Below are 20,161 nucleotides of genomic sequence, written 5' to 3'. Positions count from 1 at the left end.
GGAGGTACATATGAGCGACAATGTTATGAATGGCCTGGACCACTTTTCTAATCTTTCCGGAGACTATGGCGCTAAAGCCTTGGCTCCGATTAAAGAGCATTTTCCCGATCTGGCTGAATATATAATGGGAAACGCCTATGGTGATATTTTTCAGCGCAACACCATCGGCAATGACTGGAAGGAAATCGCGGTCATCTCTTCCTTAATTACAATGGGACAGTTTGACCAACTGGGAGTTCACTATATCATGGCGCTTCGTGTCGGGATCACTATTGAACAAATCAAAGGCACGTTATTGCATTTAGTCCCTTGTGTAGGAGCACCAAGAGTGATTAGTGCTTTTAATGTCCTACTCTCTACACTTGATGAAATCCAATAAATCTTTCACGACATTTTAATACATTTTTCGACTTTTACATTGCATATTTGAGAAATATATGAAATAATAGAGTTAAAATATCCCAAAAATAAAAGGTTAATGTCGAAAATTGACGTTAATAAATAGTTTTAGCGGATATAAAGATTGGCATGCTTTAAAACAATTAACAATGGGAGAGATGCACAAATGGGGAAATTTAATTTAAAGACGGATTCAGCTAACAAGGTAATGAATATCGAGCTGGAAGGTACTTTCTCAGAAGAGGACGGCACAAAATCCATTCAGGCCTATAAACAAACAATTAGTCCTATCAATCCTGCCGACTACGAACTCCTAATTGATTGCAGAAAACTTAATGTAACCTCAGCTGATGTTGTTCCTCTGCTTGAAGGGTGCTTCATCATGTTTAAAAGCGACGGTTTCGTAAAAGTAAAACTCACACTTGAGAATAATCCTATCCTTAAAATGCAGCTGTCCCGACTGGGTCGTAAGGCTGGAATTGAGAATTTAGAGATCATTTCTACGGTAAGTGTCTAGTCCATTAATGCGGGTTTTAGGTTAAGCATGCTCGTAATTTTAGGAGGAATTATATGGCTGGGATTCGTATTAAGGACATCGATATTTATCATCCAAGCAACAAGATTGGGAACGACTTTTTCATTCAGCATTTTGATGAAAAGGGTATTGATATCCGTGGACTTTTGACGGCCTTAGGTCGTGAAACCCGCTACAGCATTGACAATGAGGACGAGAACTCCCTGACAATGGCTTTTGAGGCCGCCAGCAATGTTTTGGAGAAAACCGGACTTTCCGGAGAAGATATCGACCTTATCGCCTATGCGACTCAAACTCCTGAATATATCTTTCCTACGAACTCATTAATGATCCACCGATTAATTAACGGCGCATCCCATGCGATATGTATCGACAGTAACGCCAACTGTGCCGGAATGACGGCTTCAATTGAACAGGTTAGCCGCCAAATGATTGCAAATCCCAGAATCCGGCGCGCTCTGGTCATCGGTTCCGATCACGTTGCACCTCATGCCGACAAGAATGATCCCGTTTATTATGCTAACTTCGGTGATGCTGCTGCGGCAGTCATTTTGGAACGTGATGAGAATTCGACAGGGTTCATTGATTCTATTTACCAGACAGACACTTGTGTCTATGGTAATTCCTTGTTTCCTGCTGAAGGCTTGGCTAAGCTGGGCAAGACAGGAGTGAACACCGGGGAGTTCAATGTTAAGTTTATTCCCTTCGATGATTCAATCTGTGTTGGTGCTGCATCTGAATCTATCCAAACCCTGCTGTCGAACAATGATATTGCACCAGAATCTATTAAAGCAGCCTGTTTCTCACAGCTGTCACTTCCTAATATTCTTGCCGTTTCCGAAAAAGTCGGCATCGATAAAGATGCAGCAGTATACATAGGTGATGAGTTTGGATATACCTCCACCAGCAGCCCTTTTATTGCCCTTCACAAAGCTGTGACCACCGGAAAAATTGAACGTGGTGATAAAGTATTGTTTTGGACGGTTGGTGCCGGCTGGCAAAATGTAGCTTTCGTTATGGAGTATTAAGTGAACTAAAAGGAGGTGTCCCATAAGCCATGAAAATGGCAGATGGGACACCTCCTCTTGCTTTTGAGAAACTCTTTCCAAGCTCCTAGTGCTTCTCCCAGCCCATTGTACGCGAGACTGCGTCCTGCCAGGCGTGGTAGCGGCGTTCGCGTTCCTCCTTCTCCATGAGGGGAACAAACACCTTCTCCGACTTGTTGAAGCTTAGCAGCTGCTCTCTGGTCCAGATGCCGGAGGTTAAGCCGGCTAGAAGAGCCGCACCAAGTGCAGTCGTTTCGGAGTATGTCGTCCGGGTAACCTCGCTGCCCAGAATGTCGGCCTGGAACTGCATCAGCAGATCGTTGCGAACGGCTCCTCCGTCCACTCTCAGCTCGGTAAGCGGCATTCCGGCGTCTTTTTCCATAGCTCCGATAACATCCCGCGTTTGAAAAGCCAGCGATTCCAGGGTTGCGCGCACCAAATGTCCTGCAGTGGTTCCACGGGTTAAGCCAAATATCGCGCCTCTGGCATACATATCCCAGTAAGGTGCGCCTAGCCCGGTAAAGGCTGGTACGACCACAACCCCTTCACTGTCTTCGACCTCTTTCGCCTTTTGCTCAGAACACGCCGGTGCTTCGATCAGTCCAAGCCCCTCCTGCAGCCACTGTACGGCCGCACCTGCCACGAACACACTTCCCTCTAGCGCATAATACATTTCATCCCCAAATCCCCACGCAACCGTTGTCAGCAGACCGTGCCGTGATACCACAGCTTCACTTCCGGTATTCATGAGTATAAAACAACCGGTGCCGTATGTATTTTTGGCACTGCCCGCTTCAAGGCAGGTATGGCCGAACAGGGCAGCCTGCTGGTCGCCGAGCACTGAGGTGATCGGAATATCAGCACCGAACCACTGGGACTGTGCCATGCCGAACTCTCCTCCCGACATCTTGATCTCCGGTAATATGGAGCGCGGAATATTTAATTCAGCCAGCAGAGTATCGTCCCAGGTCCGCAAATGCAGGTTAAACAGCATCGTGCGGGAGGCATTCGTTACATCTGTAGCGTGGATTTCTCCTCCGGTAAGCTTCCAAATTAACCAGCTGTCGATCGTTCCGGCAAGCAGCTCACCCTTTTCTGCCCGCTCCCGGGCCCCTTCCACATGATCCAGAATCCATGAGATTTTAGTGGCGGAGAAATAGGCATCGATGACAAGTCCGGTTTTGCTTGCGATTTCCTCCTTGAGCCCCTTCCCTTTCAGCACCTCGCATAACCCTGCGGTCCGCCGGTCCTGCCATACAATCGCCGGATAAATGGGCTTGCCGGTGGCTTTATCCCAGACCAATGCCGTTTCACGCTGGTTGGTTATTCCGATAGCTGCAATCTGGTTCGGCTGAATATTGCTTCTTTCAATAGCATCCCTTGCCGCAGCCAGCTGGGTCTCCCAAATTTGCTCCGGGTCATGCTCCACCCAGCCGGGACGGGGAAAAGATTGCGAGATGTCATACTGTCCCTGGGAGATCATACGCGCTTCCCGGTCGAACAGAATGGCCCGTGAACTGGTTGTACCCTGATCCAATGCCAAAATATAATCTGTCATAAAATAATGGCCTCCTGAGATTAATGGATATAGGATAATCAAAATAACATAACTTTTGTTCCACGATGAACAAGATTTATGTGCCTGTTTCAACAAAAAGCACCTCTGCTGTCAGAGGCGCCGTCAGGCTTTGTTTGAAATTACTGTTTTTCGACAGGAAGTCGAAGCGTGAAACGGGTACCTTCACCCAGCTTGCTTGTTGCGGAAATATGGCCTTGATGAGACTCTACGATATTCTTGACAATCGCCAGCCCCAGCCCTGTACCGCCTGAATCTCCGCGCAAACGCGCTTTGTCGGCCTTATAAAACCGTTCAAATATAAAGGGTAAATCCTCCGGAGGAATTCCGACACCTTCGTCGATAATTTTAATCTCGACATAGTGCCTTCCTTCCAGAACACTTTCTTCTCCAGTAATCACGATATTCTTCCCTGCAGGCGTGTGATGGAAAGCATTGTCCAGCAGGTTGGTTAAGACTTGCTCCAGCTTGTCCTCATCCGCTGCCTCCAGAACGAGATTATCGCTTAGCTTGCGGTACTGTAAATGAATCTCCCGCTCTTTGGCACGCACAGTGAACTTCCGGAACATTCTATCCAAAAGGTCATCCATATTCACCTGAGCCTTCTGCATATCCGTATGTCCGGCTTCCATTCGGGCAAGATCCAGCAAATCCTTCACCAGACGTCCCATCCGCAGCGACTCATCATGAATCACCTGCACCAGTTCACTGCTCTCTTCCGGTGAGGAGGCCATACCGTCCAGAAGGGCCTCACTATAACCCTGCATCATGGATAGAGGGGTCCGGATTTCATGGGAGACGTTCGCCACGAAGTCACGGCGCATCTTTTCCAGCCGTACCTCTTCAGTCACATCCCGCAGTACAGCCACTGCACCGCGAATATCATCCTCCGTGTATAGCGGAGCCATGTGTACAGACCATACGCCCTGGCGGACATGAACATTGGAACGCTGATCACCGCCCTGTATGAGCGTACTTTGGAACAAGGGATTCAGCGGGGGAGGCACATCACTCCGGCCATCCGGTTCCGTATAGAGCTCGGAATCACTTTCCTGTTCCCACTTCAAATCACTCCAGGCTTCCAGTAGAGACTGTCCGTGCGGATTGGTCAATATAATCCGTCCATCAATGTCAAATGTAATGACCGCGTCACTCATACTGCGCAATACGCTGGAAAGATGGCCCTTCTCATGATTCAGATTGCGGATGTTCTTCTCCAGTTCCTCAGCCATATGGTTGAAAGAAGTGGCCAGTTGGCCAATCTCGTCACTTGTTACAAGTGTCAGTCTTGTCCCATATTCGCCGCGGCGAATGTTATTGGAAGCCTCTATGACACGCTGCAGCGGCTGCGTAATCTTGGTAAAAAGAAACAAAGCGAAAAAAGTGGTTAAAGAGAATCCTATCATGCATGTGTACATAAATAACCGTTTGATTGCTCCGGAATTGGTAAAGTTGCTGTCGATATAGGGAAGTAAAAATAAACCCAGTGTTATGAGTACGACAGCAACCAGACAGATGATCGTAGCCCACAGCTTGCCGACAAGACTTCTCCAAAAGTTCACGTTATTTAGGCACCTCTAACTTGTAGCCTACTCCCCATACAGTTGTGATCATAGCTGCCGATTCCGGTGATACTTTATTCAGTTTCTCGCGAAGCCGTTTCACATGCGTATCTACTGTCCGTAAATCCCCGAAGAATTCGTAATTCCAGACATCCTTAAGCAGTTCTTCACGGGAGAACACCTTGTCCGGCGAAATAGCCAAATAATGCAGCAGCTCATATTCCTTCGGAGTCAGACTTACTTCCTGCCCTCCAGCCGTAACACGGTGCGCATCGTGCTCGATAATAAGATGCGGGAATACGATGTTATTGCTGGAATTGCTCTCTTTGGACAAGAAAGCCGTAGCGGATGAACGGCGCATAATGGCCTTTACCCGGTAAATCACCTCACGGGGGCTAAAAGGCTTAACGACATAGTCGTCAGCGCCCATTTCAAAACCCTGAACCCGGTTAATCTCTTCACCCTTGGCGGTAAGCATCAGCACCGGTGTGGACTTAACCCCTCTAAGCCTGGTCAGCACCTCAATGCCGTCGATGCCGGGCAGCATAACATCCAGTAAAATAAGACCGTAATCATTGGCTGTTGCTTTACGGAGGGCAATTTCGCCATCTTCCGCTTCATCGATTTCGTATCCTTCTTTTTCGAGATACATTTTAAGCAGGCGGCGGATTCGCTCCTCGTCATCCACCACCAGAATTCTGTTCAAATGCTCTGCCATTTCACAACAACCCCTTCATCAAATACAGTAGAACAATACCCGCTATTCATGCGCTGCGCAGCAGCCATACATTCACTCAGTCGGTTCCGGCATAAGAATGCAGTCCGGCGATGACCAGATTAACGCCAACCAGTGTAAACATTACGACCAAAAATCCGAGTACGGCGAGCCATGCGGATTTGCGTCCCTGCCATCCACGAGCAAGCCGTAAATGGAGATAGGCGCTGTAAAATAGCCAGGTAACGAGTGCCCAAACTTCCTTAGGGTCCCATCCCCAGAATCTTCCCCAGGCCACTTGTGCCCATATCATTGCAAAAATCAAAGCCCCCAGCGTAAATATAGGGAAGCCAATCGCAATCGCCCGGTACGTGATCTCGTCGAGATCATCGGCGTCGATTCCGTCCATAAGAGGGTGCAGTGCCTTGCCTAATGATTTACGGGCAAGCAGACGAACAATTCCGTACAGAACCAGCCCCGATAAAAGCGACCAGATCACGGTATTGAACTTGCGTCCGGCATTAACACCATTCATCCACGAGGGTGCTTCGAACAGTGGAGATTTCATGCCAAGAAACGACTGGAAGCTCTCAATTTCGCTATGGTAAGGTGCCACAATAGGCGGCATTTTATAACTAACTTTCTCTATTGTACTATCTTTCTGCCCCGGGCTGTCAATCGTAACGTTCTGTCTTGTAAAAACAGTTTCGTATCCAGCCCCGCGGAAAGCAAATACCGAGCCCAGAAAACCAATGATGACAATGATGGAAAACAGCGTAAACTCCACAAGTCTTTGTTGTTTTTTGTCGTTTTTGGCCTTGCTGTCAAAATTAACGGTTCGCAGCAGATACATTAGTCCGGCAGCAAAGCCGACTGCGAAGAAAGACTCCCCTAGCGCCGCCAGGGTTACATGAATATTCAGGTAGATGGATTTCAGCGAAGGAATAAGGGGCTGAACCTCCTGCGGGAACACCGCTGCATAAGCCATAATAATAATGGAGATCGGAACTGCAAAGAGGCCGAGCAATATTTTGCGGTAAATCGCGAAGATTACTGTAAAAGCAACCATAACCATCATCGAGAGAAAGGTCATGAATTCATACATGTTGCTGACGGGTATATGACCTGCTCCGGCCCACCGCGTGAAGAAGTATAACAGATGACCTGCCAGACCCAAAGACGAAGTAATGAAGGCAATTTTGCCCCATCGGGCAGTGTGTTCCTCCGGCTTGCGGCCCGACCATTTACGGCCCATAATGGCAATGGTGAATAACATGAAAGCTCCACTATACAGGAAGAATGCGGCTATAAAGGCGTTACTGCTGAAATCGAGCAAGTTCATGTTAGACCTCCCCCGTTATCCAATGATTTTTCATCGACTGTGATGTCCATCTTTCCTAAAAAAGAAACAATCTCCCGGCGGAAGCCGAACCAGTTCTTATTGGTGTGTGCGCCCAGCGTCAGTTCCCCATGCTCAAGCGTCAGCCAAATGCGTCTGTGCTGCCAGTAAAAACCGAGTACAAGACCCAGCATAATAATGCCCGCTCCAATCCAGATGAAAGGCATCACCCGGTCGACACGGATGTTAAGGTACGTTGTCGATTCTGAGAAGTCCACATCGCTCATTGCATTTACCTCAAACTCGAGAAACCGTTCCGTACCGCCCAGTTTGTCGTTGATAGCCTCCTGCTGAAACTTTGCCTGATCCACCTGTTTAGGGAAATAAAAGTATTGCTGTCCCTCCGCCGGAAGATCCGGGCCCTTCATCAGGAAAAGAAACGCCGGAGCGTTGGGATAGGGTGACTTGGAGACAGGCTGCCCCTCCTCATTCAGGCCGAAGTCCATGTATTTCTCTTTCAGCGTAAGCTCATAGGGTCCTAACTCATAGACACGCTGCGGGTTCTTCATGTCCAATTTAAACTTGCCGTAAGACTCCCCGGTAATGGAATTGACCAGATTTGGCTGCACAGAACGCAATACAGGTGTAAGGTCATAATCAAATTGATACGCTTTCAGACCCTGGTAATTCAATGGATCATTAACCTGAATATCATGCGATGCTACCTCGGTGAGCTGCGGTTCCCTGGAAGGATCTCCACAGTCAGCCGTACATTCATACAACACTGCTTTGGTTTCATACAGCTTTGGAAGAACCTTTGTGCCGCGGAACTCCTCGGGCATCTCTTCCTCGGTATAGAATTCTACGGTAAATTTCTCATTCTTCAGATAGTATGATGTATCCGGTATTTGAATGAGTTCGCCTTGAGGAAAAGCAAGATGCTGATCCATATTAAGTCCAGGCAATCCCCTTACCAACACAGCGAGCAAAAAAATAATAAGGCCGATATGTATGACATAAGGACCCCAACGGCTAAACCGGTGTTTCTCCGCAAGCAGTGAACCCTCTTCTGTAACGACACGGTACCCTTTCTTCTTCAGCGGTTGAATCGCCTTTACTATCCAGGTATCAGGATCTTCCTCGACCTTTGTGACAAGGACAATCTTTTGACGGGTCAGAAATTGACGGTGTTTACGGATCTTCTGTCTGCTTAGGGCTTTGTAAAGGGGCAGTACACGGTCAAGGCTGCAAATAACCAGCGACGCGCCGATCATAACCAGCAGCGACACAAACCACCACGACTCATAAGTATGTGAAAGGCCCAGTGTGTAATAGATATCCCCGGCAATTCCGTATTCTTCCTTGTAATAGGTGGATGGATCAATGTTAAGAAAGGTGCTTTCCTGTGGGAAAACAGTCCCCAGCGTCGAGCCGAGCAGCGTCAGCACAATCAGATAGATCGCTATTTTGACCGAGGAAAAAAAGTTCCACACCAAATCGATCAGCCCCGGATTTACACGCTGGGAGCGGCGGGCTGCTCCATCATAACGCATTTCAAGATTCTCGTTCGAGTTGATCTCATCACCCAGCGGCTTGCCGCATGCTTCACAAAGCACGGTGCCTACCGGGTTCTGATGGCCGCATTCACACTTGGTATTCGTGATAAAAGGTGTACGCTGATTCATGGATTCACCAGCTTCCCGATTACATCATCAAGTGTAGTGAGATCAAGCTGTCCGATATGAATACTATCGATCTTGCCCTTGGGATTGATAAAGAATGTAGTCGGCATAGGTGAAATACCGTAGCTGCGCACAGCGTTCCGGCCGGGGTCCATAATGATAGGAAAATTGATATTCACAAGCTTCACAAAGTTTTCCACGGTCATTTGATCCTCGCCAACATTGACTCCGACGACAACAACGCCCTTATCACGCCATTTCTCCCACTGGGCTTGTAATGCCGGCATTTCCTTTACGCAGGGTGTACACCATGAGCCCCAAAAGTTCAATACTACCGACTTGCCTTCATATTCATCCAAAGTATGATTCCGGCCGTCAAGCCCCAGCAGCTCGAAAGAAGGCGCTTTACTTCCCACTTTAGGCTTCCCGTCCCCTTTGAAGACCGAAGAACCAATCGCATAGCCGCCGAGGATGACTACCAGAAACAAAATTACAATTTGAACAGGCTTTCTAGCTTTGCCCACACAGAAGCCCCCTTCTATGACGTAACTCATACATTTGTTGTTAGGTGTGAACATCCTATGAACATTATAACGAATACTGCCACGACTTTCGGGGGTCATTTTGTGAACTTTATGTGTCCTTGCGTGGTGTTTTTGTTTTCAGCAGCCCTGACTTGGCAATTTGCTGTAAATGATTAATTTCATCCTTGGTCAAATGGCGGTACGATCCGCGTTTTAGATTTTGCAGCATAATATCCCCGAAGGAAATTCGTTTCAGACGGATTACAGGGTGAGAGATCGCTTCAAACATACGCCGCACCTGACGGTTACGTCCCTCGTGAATGGTTATGCTGATGATCGACTCCTTATTCACTTCATCAATATCCTTGTATTCGAGCTCGGCCGGAGCAGTCATGCCATCTTCCAGCTTGATGCCGGCTTTCAGCTTGTCCAGTGCACTTCCGTGCGGAACCCCCTTGACTGTTGCATGGTACGTCTTGGGTACATGGTGCTTTGGATGCGTGAGCAGGTTGGCAAACTCCCCGTCATTCGTCAGCAGCAGCAGACCTTCCGTATCATAATCGAGACGGCCTACAGGATATACCCGTTCATTAATGCCTTTCAGGTAATCCGTTACGACTTTACGTCCTTTGTTATCGGATGCGCTCGTAATAACGCCCTTAGGCTTATTAAACATAATATAGATTTTATTCTCGCCTCGGATTGCTTTACCGGAAACTGTAATAATATCCTTATCAGGATCGGCTTTGGTACCGAGCGTTGTAACAAACTCCCCGTTGACTTCAACCTTTCCGGCCAAAATCAGTTCCTCACATTTACGTCTGGATGCTACACCAGCTTGCGCCAAAATCTTCTGTAATCTTTCCATTTTCGACTAGTCACCTCAGGTTAATGATAACCATCAGAGGGATAAATCACAAGGTCATTCCAAGGAAAAAAAGTACCAGGACAAGAAATGCTATGGGGTTCAATGATTAGCGGGGAGATTTCAAAGCGTGCAGCCAGCTCCAGAATGAGCTTTCCTGCCGCAAACAGCTGCTCTTTCCTCCCGGACTCGGACGCCGCAGCATCCCGATGGCTAAAGTCTCCTTCCAGACAGATATGAATGTAATCCGGATCAGTCAGCATCGGAGCAGCATACACCTGACCGCCCGGTTCCACCCAGAAGTCGAAGCCTTTGCCGTTGATGGAAGAGCAGTGCGAATGGTGCATAATAAAACCTTTGTACAACATGGTTGTCGCCTCCCCAGCATTGCTGCAATAGCATATGTTGGGGGGGGATTCGGGGTGACGCCTGCTTGTTGAACGTTTGTTTTGGGGGAAGCGTTGACTGGGGCGTAACTGCGAGGAATGTTTGGACTTCCGAACGCTGGCGCTTCTCCAGTTCCAAACCTCCTCTTCGTTACTATCGTCAACGGTAAAAACCAAACCATTCAAAGAGCAGGCATCAAACCGAAATGAAGGAGAGGTAAAGTGCCAAAACATAAGTCAAAAAATAAAAGACAAGGTTGAAGACCAAGATGAAGATGAGATAACATGCCAAGATTACATCTCTAGCCAAACACGAGCATACAGATGACGATGGCGGCAACGAAGCCGACGGCATCGGAGAAAAGGCCGACCTTTAGAGCATAACGTCCGTTGCGAATGCCTACAGCGCCGAAATATACGGTCAGGACATATAGTGTGGTGTCTGTGCTGCCCTGAATGGTCGATGCGATCATTCCGATCAGCGAATCGGGCCCGTGGACACGAATGAGCTCGGTGGTATAGGCCAGTGAGCCTGTCCCGGTGAGAGGGCGCAGCAAACCTAGAGGAAGCACCTCTGCAGGTACGCCAAAGCCATGAAGCATGGGAGCTATAAAGCCCATAATAAAATCGAGCGCTCCCGAAGCACGAAAAACACTGATGGCAACCATCATGCCGACCAGGTGCGGAATAATTCCTATCGCCGTACTGAATCCATCCTTTGCACCTTCTACAAAAGACTCATATACGGGAACTTTACGTGTATAGGCATATAAGGGAATGAACGTGATCATGACGGGAATAGCCCAAGCGGATATAAGGCTAATTAGTTGTAGCACAGGTCATTCACCCTTTCACTGAAGGATGGGAGAAAGGACTGCTCCTGCGAGCGGCGTCCTTCGGTCCCGCAGAAGGCGGTTCGGGCGGCCTGCGCAGCAGCGCCAGGCGCCTGCACAATCTGTCGGCAGCTATTGCTGCAAACGTGGCTACAGCAGTCGCTGCAAGCGTTGTGCCAACGATGCCGGCAGGATCGGCTGACCCATAGGTAAGCCTGATAGCAATAAGCGTTGCAGGAATGAGGGTAATGCTCGCCGTATTTAATGCCAATAACGTGCACATGGCAGGTGTCGCAGTATCCTTATTGGGATTAAGTGTCTGCAGTTCCTGCATTGCTTTTATTCCCATTGGCGTTGCAGCATTGCCCAGGCCAAGCAGGTTAGCACTCATATTTGAAAGAATATAGCCTATGGCCGGATGTCCCCGCGGAACATCCGGGAATAGGAAGGCTACAATCGGACCCAGCAGCTTGGCAATTTTTCGAAGCAGGCCGGCATCCTCCGCGATACGCATAATTCCGAGCCAGAACACTAATACGCTGATTAATCCAAAGCTTACGGTAACGCCATTTTTGGCTCCGTCAAATACAGCGGCTGTCACAGCGTCCATTCTGCCGTTGACTGCTGCGAACAGAAATCCGATGACAATCATCGCTAACCAGATAACGTTAATCATGGGGAGCCTCTCCTCCCATGATCTGAAATAACGCCCTCAGCGCACTTCCAAGTGCCTCCAGCCACGTAGCGGCAGGGTAAGCGGCCGCACCTGCTGTACTGAGCCTTTTGCCGTATGCAGGCTGTTCAGGCGGCAGCGCATCCGGGCTGTACAAAGGTACCCGTCCGATCTCCCTGCCTCCTAGCTCCAGCACCAATGCCCCCCGCAAACCAAAATCAGCCACTCGGACTTTTGTTGAGCTTGAATCAGCTCCTGATTGAAGAACCATTTTGGTAACGAAACGTTCCTGCTCTCCCTCACTAAATGGATAGCTGAAGTCTTTCCCTGTCACCAAATCATAACCGCTTACTTTATCCCCGCGTTCGATTAATGTTTTGAGCGGATAATGGTTAAAACCGAAGTTAAGCAGTGAAGCGTGGTCATTCCAGTCATCACCGTCGTTGAGTGTAACCGCCACGAGCTGCTGCCCGTTTCTGGTTGCGGAGCTTACGAGACAACGCAGCGCTTTTTTTGTATACCCTGTTTTTACTCCGTCCGCCCCTTCATACATGCGCAGCATTTTATTTTTATTGCTCCATTTGTAATCCCATTTCTCATATGGATTATCAGCGGTCTTAACCTGTGTCTTTACAATCTCCTTAAACACAGGATTATGGAGAGCATAAGCGGTCAGCACAGCCAAATCATTCGCACTTGAATAATGTCCCTCAGCATCAAGGCCATGAGGATTGGCAAAATGAGTGTTCGTGAGGTTTAACAATTGCGCCTTGGCATTCATCAGATAAATAAATCCTTCCTCGGACCCACCTATATGCTCGGCTATTGCAGAAGCTGCATCGTTGCCGGAGCGCAGCATTAGGCCGTAAAGCATCGTTTCCAGTGTCATCTCTTCGCCCAGCTTCAAAAAAAGGGAAGATCCCTCCTTCGCGTAGGCGTTTTTGCCAACCTTTACAACATCATTAAGATCACCATTCTCGATGGCAACGATCGCTGTCATAATTTTGGTCAGACTGGCTATACGCATTCTCTCATCACCACGGCTGCTGTACAAAATCCGTCCGGATTCCACATCGATCAGCGACGCTGCCATTGCATGGGTGTTAATGGAGCTATTCTCTGCCCGGAGTGAAGGCAGCGGCCCCAGAAGCAGCAGCAAAACGCACAATATCAAGGTAAAGGGACATTTACGGTTCATTGTCTTCATGTTCATCCTCCGGCTTTTTATCAGTTCTTGTGTCAGCAGCTAGGATCAAGCTGTGTTGTACAAGTGTATGCAGTACGACGGGATGGTATGTCCCTGTTCCTCTATCGCGGCTCTGCGCAAAAAGGGACACCGCCCATTGAGCGATGTCCCTGATCCTGCTTATTTTAAAAGTAAAATGTATCGTTCATTGTGCCTTAATGGTTCTTATCAGAGGATGGGTTAATAGTAACAGTTTCGCCTTTAACCACAGTTTGGGAAAGAGGTACAGCGGGCGTTACAGGCGGCACAGGTGTTGGCGGCATTTGACCTGCTCCAGCCCCCGGGAACATCGATTGAATTTTGTCGATCACCCCCGGAGTCGCATCGATAATTTTCTCGAACAGATGGGTTTGATTGTCAAGCGGCACAATATGCACGCCCTCCTTGCCCACTACGAGAAAAGCAATCGGACGGATCGATACGCCTCCACCGCTACCGCCCCCGAACGGAAGCATTCTAACATTAGTTTGTCCTGCAGCACCACCGCTGGTCTTATCATCTTCGTCAACACGAAAATCACTTCCACCCGCAGCAAAACCAAATGCCACCTTACTGATTGGAAGGATGACACTTCCGTCTGGAGTTTCAACAGGATCGCCAACGATTGTATTTACATCGACCATGCCTTTGATATTTTCCATCGCAGTCTGCATCAGACCTTGAATGGGATGTTCATTCATATTGTTATCCTCCTTTGGCTTTTTATGAATATTCTTCTTCCACAGCGTATATCATCCCCAAAATAGCTCATCAGTATGTAAGGACGTATTTTTCAAGTTTATTCCTCTTCTAAACTCTTCCCCGGATAATTTCTTTCCACAGGATCAGCTCTCTGTCGGCTTTGACAGCACGGATAAAAAGCCGCAATCCAGAATATATGGCATGAATGATAGAGATACTCCCCGCACAGGCCATTTCTGTAGTAAAAGCCAAATCATCTTCGAATACGGGCACAACAAACAAACGAGGACTCTTCTTTAGCTTCACCCACTGCGAGAACCAGCCGACCATACTCCACTTCAGCCCCCATAGCGCACCAGCCGCTGTAGCCGTACCTGCTGCATCCCCAAGTGAGAAATCCGTAGACCAGTCAAGCTTTGTTATTTTGACATGGGACATGGTATCTATACCCCATTTCTTCAATCCCTCTGTTGCTTTGAGTGCCTTTTTAAACTTATCAAACCATTTCTCCACGGTTTCCTTGTCAATGTACTTCTCATCATCATTCTGCTTCTTCTCCATTACCGGCGCTACTCCACTTTCCTCCAGCTTGACACGCACTCCGCGTCTAAAACCCTGAAACACTATAGCAGGCAGCTCATAGTGAAGCTTTACCACTCCAAATAGAAAAGAGATGTTTATTTCTACATGGTCATCCTTGCCACGCTTCCAAAGTCGTAAATGAAAATCAATAGAAGAAGACAACAGCAGAACGATAGCCAGAATCAGCAATGCCAGGGGTAATGCGAGCCATAACGTCACGTGAAAACCTCCAAGCAACCTCAGTATTGGGTACACTTGGATTAGTATGGCAGGATATTCCGTAAATCATTCGGCAGAAATGCTAAAAATTGAATATATTGCTGCCTGCGTCGATCCGGACCCCTCATTCCTTCAAAATAGTACAAAAAAAAAGCAGCCTAAGGCTGCTCTAATTCATCAATCGTTATTTGGGTGCTGTCCAGCTTGTTAAACAGGAGCTGAGTCTCTTCTTCCAGTTGATCAGAGCTGTCGAGGCTTGACGGTTCAGGTAATTCCTTCAGCGTAGCCAGTCCAAAGCTTTCCAGGAAAGACTTGGTCGTACCATACAGAATGGGGCGGCCTACGGCTTCCGCACGCCCGACCTCATGGATCAGATCCTTATTGTTCAACGTATGGATGGCCCGCTCTGATTTGACCCCGCGGATTTCTTCAATCTCCACCCGGGTAATCGGCTGACGATAAGCGACAATTGCCAGTGTCTCGAGCGCTGCCTGGGATAAGGATGACCGGGAGGGTGAATAAGCCAGCCGTTCGAAGTATGGTGCATGGTCCGGCAGTGTGGCCAGCCGGTAATTTCCGGCAATCTGCACCACCTGAAGACCCCGTTTCTGAGATACATATTCCTCTTTCAGTTCTTCCAGCGCACGGGCTGCAAGCTCCGGCCGCTGCTCTGTAATCTCCGCTATTTGCCGGACTGAAAGCCCTTCGTCCCCGGACAGAAACAGCAAGCCTTCAATAATTGACTTCAGACTCTTGTAATCCATTGAAGTGTTCTTCTCCTCTCCACTCCATTACGATATCTTCAAACAGTCTCTCTTGATAGCACCATATTGCCTTCATTTTCATGAGCTCCAGGATAGCCAGAAAAGTCACTACAATCTCATGACGGGCCATTTCGTCATGAAGCAGCGCCGAGAAGCGCAGCTTGCCACCCTTTCCGCTCCGCCGCAGCGCCTCGGATACATCACGAATCCGGTCTTTGACCGAGATCTCATCTCTGGTTATCCTTTGATAGGAGGAGCGTTTGGCTGCCTTGCTCAGTGCTTTGCGGAAAGCGGCTATAAGGTCGGCCGTATGCAATCCTTTGAGGGTATTATCGGTTTGAAGCGGTACAAACGGCGCCAAATCCTCAGGCTCCTTCGTAAAAATCAGGCTCCGCTCGCTTTCCATATCCATTAACTGAATAGCAATACTCTTAATTTTACGATACTCAATCAGCCTCTGCACCAATTCCTCACGCGGGTCGAAGCCATCCTCTTCGTAATACTCGAAATCGTCTAACTCGATCACCGGTGGTTTGGGCAGCAGCAGCTTGCTCTTAATAGACAGCAATGTAGCGGCCATCACGAGAAACTCGCTCGTAATATCCAGTTCAAGCTGCTGCATGCTGCGCAGATATTCCATGTACTGTTCGGTGATCTCACTGACCGGAATGTCCTGGATGTCAATTTCCGCCTTATCAATCAAATGCAAAAGCAAATCCAGCGGACCCTCAAACGTCTCCAGCTTGTACAATACAGTCACGAGGCAACCTCCTGCCCAAAAAAAGTAAAGTGCAGCACCGCTAAGGACGCTACACAAGTAGAAAGAATTTTTATAATCCATGCTTTCTTCTTATACATATAAATAAGCACGATTTATGGATATCCGTCAATAGCCTACTTATTTGAACATCTTGTTCAGGTTGGCCATTTCGATGGCGGCATTGGCTGCATCCCAGCCTTTGTTGCCTGCTTTGGTTCCGGAACGTTCAATAGCCTGTTCGATATTTTCGGTGGTGACTACACCAAAAATCGTCGGCACACCCGTTTTAAGATTGATGGCGGCAACACCTTTGGCCACTTCATTACACACATAGTCATAATGAGTGGTAGACCCGCGGATGACAGTACCCAGAGTAATAACAGCATCATACTTGCCGCTTTCAGCCATTTTCTGGGCGATTAACGGAATTTCAAACACTCCAGGAACCCATGCTACATCAACCTCTTCATCCTTAACACCGTGGCGTTTGAATGCATCCAAAGCACCAGACAGCAATTTGCTGGTAATGAACTCATTAAAACGTCCTACTACAACCCCATATTTAAGTCCCTCGGATACTAAATGTCCTTCAAAATAGTTCGGCATTTCCATTCATCAACCTTTCATAAGTAAGTTATAATTTAGACTTCCGAATCCTCGTTCTGCTCAATGGTATCAAATGTTAGCAAATGTCCCAGCTTCGTCTGCTTCGTATGAAGATACTTGCTGTTGTCTTCATTCTCCGGCATTTGAATCGGCACACGCTCGACGACTTCCAGTCCATAGCCTTCTAATCCCTTGATCTTGCGCGGATTGTTGGTCATCAGTTTAATCTGGCGTATACCAAGGTCCTTAAGAATTTGTGCTCCGATGCCGTAATCACGTAAATCGGCCGGGAAGCCCAGCTTAAGATTTGCATCAACTGTGTCCAGACCTTCCTCCTGAAGTTTATAAGCGCGAAGTTTGTTAATCAGGCCAATGCCTCTTCCTTCCTGGCGCATATAGAGGAGAATACCTTTTCCTGCAGCGTCAATCTGGCGCAGCGCGGCTTCAAATTGAGGCCCGCAATCACAGCGGTGGGAGTGGAACACATCTCCGGTCAAGCATTCGGAGTGCACCCGTACCAGCACCGGCTCATCACCGGAAATATCACCCTTAACCAGAGCTACATGCTCTTTATCATCCACTTCGTTGCTGTAAGCTATCGTCTGGAAGACTCCAAAATCAGTAGGGATACGGACAGACACTTCACGATTTACGAGCTTTTCTTTCTCGTTGCGGTAATGGATAAGATCCTTGATACTGATCAGCTTAAGATCATGCTTGCGGGCAATCTCGATCAAATCAGGCAGCCGGGCCATTTCGCCGTCTTCCTTAATAATCTCGCAAATTACACTCGCCGGATAAGCCCCGCACATACGGGCAAGATCGACAGCAGCTTCGGTATGGCCGGAGCGGCGCAGGACCCCGCCTTTCTTGGCGACCAGCGGGAACATATGACCCGGTCTGCGGAAATCGGCGGGTTTTGCGTTAGGATCCATAATCGCTTTGACAGTTATCGACCGCTCGTTGGCAGAAATACCGGTTGTGGTATCTTTATGATCAATGGATACGGTAAAGGCCGTTCCATGAAAATCGGTATTCTGGCTGACCATCGGCTTCAGATCAAGCTCCTCGGCCCGCTCAGCCGTAATGGGCAGGCAGACCAGTCCGCGGCCCTGGGTAATCATAAAGTTAATGACCTCAGGTGTTGCCTTTTCCGCCAGGGCTATGAAATCCCCCTCATTCTCACGATCCTCATCATCGACTACGATGATCACTTTACCGCGCATAAGATCATATATGGCTTCTTCAATCGGGTCTAGCACAGTTTCTTCATTCGATGCTTCGCTCATCATTCTGTCCTCCTAAAAGTATTATACAAACCCGTTGGCTGCCAGGAAATCCCTGCTGATACCGGAGGGCTTGTCTTCTTCGTTCTGAGCGGCAGAGCCATAATGCAAAAGGTGATCCACGTATTTGCCCAGCACGTCACATTCAATGTTCACACTGTCGCCGGCCCGCTTAAATGCCAGCACGGTTTCGCCCAGCGTATGCGGAATAATCGAAACTGAAAAAGAGGATGAGGTTGTATTTACAACCGTTAAACTGATTCCGTCGATTGTTATCGAGCCTTGAGGAATAATGTACTTAAACATGGATTTAACGTCTGGACTCACTTCGAACACTACTGCATTCTGATCGCGCTTCACACTTTTGATCGTCCCTATTCCATCCACATGCCCCTGAACGATATGTCCCCCAAAACGTCCTCCGGAGGCCATGGCCCGCTCCAAGTTCATCTTGCTTCCGGCACGCAGCTCCTTAAGGTTACTGTTGCGGTACGTCTGAGGCATCACATCAACGGTGAAAAAATGATCCCCCAAGGTTGTTGCGGTAAGGCAGACTCCGTTAACCGAAACACTGTCCCCAATTTTCAGGTCATCCATAATGACGGAAGCCGCAATTTTCAGTACCATAACCTCGCCCCCGGTGGAAACTCCGCGGAGGACGCCAACTTCCTCTATTAATCCTGTGAACATTTCGCACCTCCTAAAAGTTTCAAGAAGCAGAAGTCCCTTGTAAATCACTGGCGTTTACGGGAGTACCACTGATACACACATTATCCCCGAGGGTTTCCACTTCCACTCCCTGAAGAGTGATGGCATCTTTCATCAACTGGACACCGGGGAATACAAAGGTTCCCGGCGCTTCCGCTCCGCCTCCAGAAATCTTTGGAGCAAAAAAGAGAATTACGCGGTCGACCAGCCCGCTCTCCAGCATCGCTCCATTTAGCGTACCTCCGCCTTCCAGCAGAATCGAGCCGATCTCCAGTTCTCCCAGCTTCGCCATCGCATCCTGCAAATCAACACGCGGCCCCTCACCACAAACCAATACCTGGACTCCTGCCCCGAGCAGCGCATTCTTTCGGACGTCATCGGCTGTTTCTGTAGTAACTATTATTGTGGTTGCCAAACTGTCAGTTACTACAGCCGACTCCAGCGGTGTTCGCAAACCGGAATCAATAATGATCCGCACCGGGTTAATGCCCGGAACTTCCATTCTTGTGGTCAGGGAGGGATTATCGGCAATTACGGTATTAACGCCAACCATAATACCCTGATGGCGATGCCGCAGCGTATGTACAATTTCCCGCGCTGTCCCATTGGAGATCCATTTGCTGTCTCCGGTTTTGGTAGCTATTTTGCCGTCCAGCGTACTGGCGCTCTTGAGTGTAACAAACGGCTGCTTGGTCAGGATGTATTTGATAAATTTCTCATTAAGACGGAGCGCACGCTCACGCAGCAGCCCTACCTCCACCTCAATACCCTTGTCCCGCAGCATTGTTACGCCTCTTCCAGCGACCTGCGGATTAGGGTCTTCACTGGCAATAACAACTCTGACCACGCCTTCGGCAATCAGCCGTTCACTGCAGGGAGGCGTTTTGCCATAATGACTGCAGGGCTCCAGTGTTACATAGGCGGTACTTCCTGCGGCTTGGCCTGCGGCCATATTAAGCGCATGTACTTCTGCATGGCCCTTGCCTCTCTGGAGATGGGTTCCAAGACCGATCATTGCTCCATCCTTGACAATTACACAGCCGACGACAGGGTTTATCCCTGTCTGTCCCTGAGCTCGTTCAGCCATATCAAGTGCCAGGGACATGTAATACTCGTCATTCATTGTGTCCATATCTACCTCCAATCCGCAGCTGTCCTACTGTAGAATATTATA

General features: G+C 48.5%; 22 protein-coding genes. 3 read left to right on the top strand and 19 right to left on the bottom strand.

Annotated features, from left to right (window positions below; all coding sequences use genetic code 11):
- The first annotated feature begins 10 nt into the window (after positions 1 to 10).
- The 3 genes from PaeBR_RS10625 to PaeBR_RS10615 all read left to right on the top strand — a co-directional run bounded on the left by PaeBR_RS10625 (position 11) and on the right by PaeBR_RS10615 (position 1,962).
- Positions 11 to 379, top strand: a complete 369-nt coding sequence (locus PaeBR_RS10625; protein WP_410514774.1) for a carboxymuconolactone decarboxylase family protein — start codon at positions 11 to 13, stop codon at positions 377 to 379.
- A 186-nt stretch (positions 380 to 565) separates the two neighbouring features.
- A complete protein-coding gene (locus PaeBR_RS10620; RefSeq protein ID WP_410514773.1) occupies positions 566 to 916 on the top strand; it encodes a hypothetical protein in 351 nt (116 codons plus the stop codon).
- Positions 917 to 969: 53 nt separating this feature from the next.
- Positions 970 to 1,962: a ketoacyl-ACP synthase III gene (locus PaeBR_RS10615; protein ID WP_410514772.1), complete on the top strand. Its 993-nt coding sequence runs from the start codon at positions 970 to 972 to the stop codon at positions 1,960 to 1,962.
- Between the two features lie 85 nt (positions 1,963 to 2,047).
- Here PaeBR_RS10615 and glpK read toward each other — a convergent pair whose 3' ends face one another.
- The 19 genes from glpK to ribD form a co-directional block, all read right to left on the bottom strand.
- The gene (gene glpK, locus PaeBR_RS10610) at positions 2,048 to 3,538 is read right to left on the bottom strand and encodes a glycerol kinase GlpK (protein ID WP_410514771.1); all 1,491 of its coding nucleotides are present in this window, start codon (positions 3,536 to 3,538) and stop codon (positions 2,048 to 2,050) included.
- 140 nt (positions 3,539 to 3,678) lie between these two features.
- Positions 3,679 to 5,118 (bottom strand): ATP-binding protein, encoded by a 1,440-nt coding sequence (locus PaeBR_RS10605; protein WP_410514770.1) that lies wholly within the window; start codon positions 5,116 to 5,118, stop codon positions 3,679 to 3,681.
- A 1-nt stretch (position 5,119) separates the two neighbouring features.
- Positions 5,120 to 5,836 (bottom strand): response regulator transcription factor, encoded by a 717-nt coding sequence (locus PaeBR_RS10600; protein WP_020427515.1) that lies wholly within the window; start codon positions 5,834 to 5,836, stop codon positions 5,120 to 5,122.
- A 76-nt stretch (positions 5,837 to 5,912) separates the two neighbouring features.
- A complete protein-coding gene (ccsA, locus tag PaeBR_RS10595; protein WP_410514769.1) occupies positions 5,913 to 7,175 on the bottom strand; it encodes a cytochrome c biogenesis protein CcsA in 1,263 nt (420 codons plus the stop codon).
- Positions 7,172 to 8,857 carry a cytochrome c biogenesis protein ResB gene (locus PaeBR_RS10590; RefSeq protein ID WP_410514768.1) on the bottom strand — a complete coding sequence of 562 codons (1,686 nt, stop codon included), beginning with the start codon at positions 8,855 to 8,857 and terminating at the stop codon, positions 7,172 to 7,174. Before PaeBR_RS10590 ends, ccsA begins: the two co-directional genes overlap by 4 nt.
- A complete protein-coding gene (gene resA / locus PaeBR_RS10585) occupies positions 8,854 to 9,378 on the bottom strand; it encodes a thiol-disulfide oxidoreductase ResA (protein ID WP_410514767.1) in 525 nt (174 codons plus the stop codon). Before resA ends, PaeBR_RS10590 begins: the two co-directional genes overlap by 4 nt.
- A 109-nt stretch (positions 9,379 to 9,487) precedes the next feature.
- Complete coding sequence (locus tag PaeBR_RS10580; protein ID WP_410514766.1) at positions 9,488 to 10,246, bottom strand: pseudouridine synthase; 759 nt, start codon at positions 10,244 to 10,246, stop codon at positions 9,488 to 9,490.
- A gap of 20 nt (positions 10,247 to 10,266) precedes the next feature.
- Complete coding sequence (locus PaeBR_RS10575; RefSeq protein ID WP_410514765.1) at positions 10,267 to 10,611, bottom strand: N-acetylmuramoyl-L-alanine amidase; 345 nt, start codon at positions 10,609 to 10,611, stop codon at positions 10,267 to 10,269.
- A gap of 320 nt (positions 10,612 to 10,931) precedes the next feature.
- On the bottom strand, positions 10,932 to 11,465 hold the full coding sequence (locus tag PaeBR_RS10570) for a spore maturation protein (protein WP_410514764.1): 534 nt from the start codon (positions 11,463 to 11,465) through the stop codon (positions 10,932 to 10,934).
- A gap of 7 nt (positions 11,466 to 11,472) precedes the next feature.
- The gene (locus tag PaeBR_RS10565; protein WP_410514763.1) at positions 11,473 to 12,138 is read right to left on the bottom strand and encodes a nucleoside recognition domain-containing protein; all 666 of its coding nucleotides are present in this window, start codon (positions 12,136 to 12,138) and stop codon (positions 11,473 to 11,475) included.
- Entirely contained in the window at positions 12,131 to 13,342 is a 1,212-nt protein-coding gene (locus PaeBR_RS10560) for a D-alanyl-D-alanine carboxypeptidase family protein (RefSeq protein ID WP_410514762.1), read from the bottom strand. Before PaeBR_RS10560 ends, PaeBR_RS10565 begins: the two co-directional genes overlap by 8 nt.
- Positions 13,343 to 13,536: 194 nt before the next feature.
- On the bottom strand, positions 13,537 to 14,061 hold the full coding sequence (ytfJ, locus tag PaeBR_RS10555; RefSeq protein WP_410514761.1) for a GerW family sporulation protein: 525 nt from the start codon (positions 14,059 to 14,061) through the stop codon (positions 13,537 to 13,539).
- Between the two features lie 109 nt (positions 14,062 to 14,170).
- Entirely contained in the window at positions 14,171 to 14,863 is a 693-nt protein-coding gene (locus PaeBR_RS10550) for a DUF2953 domain-containing protein (RefSeq protein ID WP_410514760.1), read from the bottom strand.
- A gap of 158 nt (positions 14,864 to 15,021) precedes the next feature.
- Complete coding sequence (scpB, locus tag PaeBR_RS10545; protein ID WP_410514759.1) at positions 15,022 to 15,627, bottom strand: SMC-Scp complex subunit ScpB; 606 nt, start codon at positions 15,625 to 15,627, stop codon at positions 15,022 to 15,024.
- Positions 15,596 to 16,387 (bottom strand): segregation and condensation protein A, encoded by a 792-nt coding sequence (locus PaeBR_RS10540; RefSeq protein ID WP_410514758.1) that lies wholly within the window; start codon positions 16,385 to 16,387, stop codon positions 15,596 to 15,598. The genes scpB and PaeBR_RS10540 overlap by 32 nt, the downstream gene beginning before the upstream one ends.
- Positions 16,388 to 16,525: 138 nt before the next feature.
- Complete coding sequence (ribE, locus tag PaeBR_RS10535) at positions 16,526 to 16,993, bottom strand: 6,7-dimethyl-8-ribityllumazine synthase (protein WP_410515149.1); 468 nt, start codon at positions 16,991 to 16,993, stop codon at positions 16,526 to 16,528.
- Between the two features lie 35 nt (positions 16,994 to 17,028).
- Complete coding sequence (locus PaeBR_RS10530; RefSeq protein WP_410514757.1) at positions 17,029 to 18,282, bottom strand: bifunctional 3,4-dihydroxy-2-butanone-4-phosphate synthase/GTP cyclohydrolase II; 1,254 nt, start codon at positions 18,280 to 18,282, stop codon at positions 17,029 to 17,031.
- Between the two features lie 21 nt (positions 18,283 to 18,303).
- On the bottom strand, positions 18,304 to 18,969 hold the full coding sequence (locus PaeBR_RS10525) for a riboflavin synthase (RefSeq protein WP_410514756.1): 666 nt from the start codon (positions 18,967 to 18,969) through the stop codon (positions 18,304 to 18,306).
- Between the two features lie 19 nt (positions 18,970 to 18,988).
- Positions 18,989 to 20,119, bottom strand: a complete 1,131-nt coding sequence (gene ribD, locus PaeBR_RS10520) for a bifunctional diaminohydroxyphosphoribosylaminopyrimidine deaminase/5-amino-6-(5-phosphoribosylamino)uracil reductase RibD (protein ID WP_410514755.1) — start codon at positions 20,117 to 20,119, stop codon at positions 18,989 to 18,991.
- Positions 20,120 to 20,161 lie beyond the last annotated feature (42 nt).

The organism is Paenibacillus sp. BR2-3, assembly GCF_046529485.1.
In the GTDB taxonomy this organism is placed as follows: domain Bacteria; phylum Bacillota; class Bacilli; order Paenibacillales; family Paenibacillaceae; genus Paenibacillus_AQ.
This window is presented reverse-complemented; position numbering and strand designations above follow the sequence as displayed.

Bases quoted from the DNA above. Each gene is read 5' to 3' on its own strand.
- PaeBR_RS10625 (WP_410514774.1), top strand. From the start codon at position 11: ATGAGCGACAATGTTATGAATGGCCTGGACCACTTTTCTAATCTTTCC.
- PaeBR_RS10620 (WP_410514773.1), top strand. From the start codon at position 566: ATGGGGAAATTTAATTTAAAGACGGATTCAGCTAACAAGGTAATGAAT.
- PaeBR_RS10615 (WP_410514772.1), top strand. From the start codon at position 970: ATGGCTGGGATTCGTATTAAGGACATCGATATTTATCATCCAAGCAAC.
- glpK (WP_410514771.1), bottom strand. From the start codon at position 3,538: ATGACAGATTATATTTTGGCATTGGATCAGGGTACAACCAGTTCACGG.
- PaeBR_RS10600 (WP_020427515.1), bottom strand. From the start codon at position 5,836: ATGGCAGAGCATTTGAACAGAATTCTGGTGGTGGATGACGAGGAGCGA.
- ccsA (WP_410514769.1), bottom strand. From the start codon at position 7,175: ATGAACTTGCTCGATTTCAGCAGTAACGCCTTTATAGCCGCATTCTTC.
- PaeBR_RS10590 (WP_410514768.1), bottom strand. From the start codon at position 8,857: ATGAATCAGCGTACACCTTTTATCACGAATACCAAGTGTGAATGCGGC.
- PaeBR_RS10580 (WP_410514766.1), bottom strand. From the start codon at position 10,246: ATGGAAAGATTACAGAAGATTTTGGCGCAAGCTGGTGTAGCATCCAGA.
- PaeBR_RS10575 (WP_410514765.1), bottom strand. From the start codon at position 10,611: ATGTTGTACAAAGGTTTTATTATGCACCATTCGCACTGCTCTTCCATC.
- PaeBR_RS10565 (WP_410514763.1), bottom strand. From the start codon at position 12,138: ATGATTAACGTTATCTGGTTAGCGATGATTGTCATCGGATTTCTGTTC.
- PaeBR_RS10560 (WP_410514762.1), bottom strand. From the start codon at position 13,342: ATGAAGACAATGAACCGTAAATGTCCCTTTACCTTGATATTGTGCGTT.
- ytfJ (WP_410514761.1), bottom strand. From the start codon at position 14,061: ATGAATGAACATCCCATTCAAGGTCTGATGCAGACTGCGATGGAAAAT.
- scpB (WP_410514759.1), bottom strand. From the start codon at position 15,627: ATGGATTACAAGAGTCTGAAGTCAATTATTGAAGGCTTGCTGTTTCTG.
- ribE (WP_410515149.1), bottom strand. From the start codon at position 16,993: ATGCCGAACTATTTTGAAGGACATTTAGTATCCGAGGGACTTAAATAT.
- PaeBR_RS10530 (WP_410514757.1), bottom strand. From the start codon at position 18,282: ATGAGCGAAGCATCGAATGAAGAAACTGTGCTAGACCCGATTGAAGAA.
- PaeBR_RS10525 (WP_410514756.1), bottom strand. From the start codon at position 18,969: ATGTTCACAGGATTAATAGAGGAAGTTGGCGTCCTCCGCGGAGTTTCC.
- ribD (WP_410514755.1), bottom strand. From the start codon at position 20,119: ATGGACACAATGAATGACGAGTATTACATGTCCCTGGCACTTGATATG.